This is a genomic window from Acidocella sp. MX-AZ02 (genome assembly GCF_000306035.1).
Taxonomy (GTDB): Bacteria; Pseudomonadota; Alphaproteobacteria; order Acetobacterales; family Acetobacteraceae; genus Acidocella; species Acidocella facilis.
In genome coordinates, this window is the sequence record NZ_JH976219.1 from 1 (window position 1) to 2,452 (window position 2,452).

At 66.8% G+C, this 2,452-nt stretch carries 2 protein-coding genes; both read right to left on the reverse strand.

Annotated features, from left to right (window positions below; translation table 11 throughout):
• The coding region (gene eda / locus MXAZACID_RS17135; RefSeq protein ID WP_008495816.1) for a bifunctional 4-hydroxy-2-oxoglutarate aldolase/2-dehydro-3-deoxy-phosphogluconate aldolase at positions 1 to 614 on the reverse strand (614 nt) is incomplete at its 3' end.
• A complete protein-coding gene (edd, locus tag MXAZACID_RS17140) occupies positions 611 to 2,440 on the reverse strand; it encodes a phosphogluconate dehydratase (RefSeq protein ID WP_008495817.1) in 1,830 nt (609 codons plus the stop codon). The genes edd and eda, both read right to left, overlap by 4 nt.
• Positions 2,441 to 2,452 lie beyond the last annotated feature (12 nt).

Sequence of the window (2,452 nt, forward strand, 5' to 3'; positions counted from 1 at the left end):
GCCTCTGCCGCCAGCTTGGTGATGGCGGCCCAATCCTTCGCCGCCACCAGCTCCTTCTTCACCATCCAGGAGCCGCCGACGCAGAGCACGTTGGGCAGCTTCAGATAGCGCGGGGCGATCTCCGGGGTGATGCCGCCGGTCGGGCAGAATTGCAGCTGCGGCAGCGGCGAGGCGATGGAGGAGAGGAATGGCGCCCCGCCCGCCGCCTCGGCCGGAAAGAATTTCGCAAACCGATAGCCGCGCTCGATCAGCACCATCGCCTCCGAGGCGCTGGCGATGCCGGGCAGCGGCGCCAGATCCGCATCCTCCGCCGCATCCAGAAGTTTGCGCGTCGCCCCTGGCGAGACGGCGAATTGCGCGCCGGCCTTCGCCGCCTGCTTGTAATGCTTGGCGGTGAGCACGGTGCCGACCCCGGCCACCGCCCCCTCAACCTCATTCGCCACAGCGCGGATCGCCTCCAACGCTACAGGCGTGCGCAGCGTGATTTCGATCGCCTTCAGCCCGCCTTGCACCAAAGCGCGGGCCAGCGGCACCGCATCCGCGACATCATCGATGATCACCACCGGGATCACCGGGGCGAGCTTCATGATGGTTTCCAAACCCTCCTGGATCATGCGTGCGACTCCTCGTAGGCGAAAATGCTAGCGCCAAGATCGGCGCGGCTGACCAGATGGCGGAAGGGGGCGAACAGCTCCCGCCCGGTGCCGTGATGGCTGTCATCGAGATCCGCCAGCGCCTCTGCGCGCGCCTCCCATTCAGCCGCATCCACCAGCGCGCTCAACGTGCCGGCCTTGGCATCGACGCGGACGATGTCGCCATCCTTCAGCTTGGCGAGCGGGCCGCCGGCCAGCGCCTCCGGTGTGGCGTGGATGGCGGAGAGCACCTTGCCCGAGGCGCCGGACATTCGGCCATCGGTGACCAGCGCCACCTTGAAGCCCTTATCCTGCAACACCCCAAGCGGCGGCATCAGCTTGTGCAATTCCGGCATGCCATTCGCCTTCGGCCCCTGGAAGCGCACCACCACGACAACATCCTTGTTCAGCTCCCCAGCCTTGAACGCCGCCTGCACCGCCTCCTGGCTGTGGAACACCCGGCAGGGGGCCTCCAGCACATGCCGTTCCTCCGCCACCGCGGAGGTTTTCACCACCGCCTGGCCGAGATTGCCGCTGAGCAGCTTCAGCCCGCCGGTCGGCTGGAACGGGTTGGCGGCCGGGCGCAGCACTTTCTCATCCCCGCTGGATGCAGGCGCCTCGCGCCAGTTGAGCTTGCCGTCTTCCAGATAGGGCTCGTTGATGTAGGCGGAGAGCCCCTTGCCCATGATGGTGTCCACATCCTCATGCAGCAGCCCGGCCTCGATCAGCTCGCGGATCAAAAACCCGGTGCCGCCGGCGGCGTGGAAATGATTCACATCGGCCTGGCCATTGGGATAGATGCGGCACAGCAAAGGCGTCACCGCCGCCAGATCCGAAAGATCCTGCCAGGTGATGGTGATCCCCGCCGCCGCCGCCATCGGCAGCAGATGGATGGTATGGTTGGTCGACCCACCGGTGGCGTGCAGCGCGACGATCGCATTCACGAAGCTGCGCTCATCGATCATCCGGCCCACCGGCTGGAAATTCTCGCCCAGTGCCGTTTGGCTCATCACACGCTGCACCGCGAAATCCGTCAGCGCGTCGCGCAAAGGCGTGCCGGGATTCACGAAGGCCGCGCCTGGCACATGCAGCCCCATGATCTCGACCAGCATCTGGTTGGTGTTGGCGGTGCCGTAGAAGGTGCAGGTGCCCGGCGCGTGGTAGGCTTCGCCTTCCGCCTTCAGCAGCGCCGCGCGGTCGATCTTGCCTTCCGCATAAAGCTGGCGGATCTTGGCTTTTTCGGAATTGGGCAGGCCGGAGGGCATCGGTCCGGCGGGGATCAGCACCGAGGGCAGATGCCCGAAGCTCAGCATGCCGATCACCAGCCCGGGCACGATCTTATCGCAAATCCCCAGGAAACAAGCGGCATCGAAGGTGTTGTGGGAGAGCGCCACGCCGGTTGCCAGCGCGATCACGTCCCGCGAGAACAGCGACAGCTCCATGCCGGCCTCGCCCTGCGTCACCCCATCGCACATGGCCGGCACGCCGCCCGCCACCATCGCCACGCCACCAACCTTGCGCGCCGCCTCGCGGATCTGCTCCGGGTAGGTTTCGTAGGGGCGATGCGCCGAGAGCATGTCGTTATAAGCGGTGACGATGGCGAGGCTGCCGCCATCGCCGTCGCGCAGCACGGCCTTGTCGCCCGCGCCGCAGCCGGCGAAGCCGTGCGCCTGGTTGGCGCAACCCAAGGCATGGCGCTTGGGCTTGTGGCTGGCGGCCTGCGCCACGCGCTGTAGGTAGCGCGAGCGCGACCCACGGCTGCGCTCGATGATCCGGGCCGTGACCTCGGCAATGACAGGGTGAAGCATGTTACGCACTCC